The sequence below is a fragment of the Vibrio sp. S234-5 genome, from assembly GCF_000960595.1.
Lineage (GTDB): Bacteria > Pseudomonadota > Gammaproteobacteria > Enterobacterales > Vibrionaceae > Vibrio.
Map to the genome: position 1 here is coordinate 1 of NZ_JZAM01000398.1, position 405 is coordinate 405.

General features: G+C 51.1%; 1 pseudogene. It reads left to right on the forward strand.

What is annotated here, in order from left to right:
* Positions 1–73: 73 nt before the first annotated feature.
* Positions 74–388: pseudogene (locus UF06_RS25245) on the forward strand (PTS sugar transporter subunit IIA); the annotation flags it as partial.
* Positions 389–405: the final 17 nt, after the last annotated feature.

The following is a 405-nucleotide window of genomic DNA, read 5'->3' on the forward strand; positions in this document are numbered from 1 at the left end:
CGATATGCTTCGGTGACACGGCGAATACTACCCCCATCTATTCGTCGACATCGTCAGATGATTATAAGAGACAGCCATTCCACATGGCACCACCGATACACGTGATTTGGTCAAACAGCCCGGAGGGCCGGTTTACCACTTCCCACAAGGAGTCGATTGGGGTGATGGCAACACCGCTTATCTGGCGATCGGGATTGCGGACAAATCCGACGAACACTTAGGCATTTTGAAGCACCTCACCAAAGTACTCAGCGCAGCTGGCGTTGAAGTGCGTTTAATGCAAGCCTCCACAGCCAAATAGCTCATCGCGCTATTAAATGATGAAGTGCAACTTGACGCGGACTTTGACGCCGCATCTATCAAGTTGCAATTCCCTGCCAGCGATATGTGACAGATGAGCGCAGT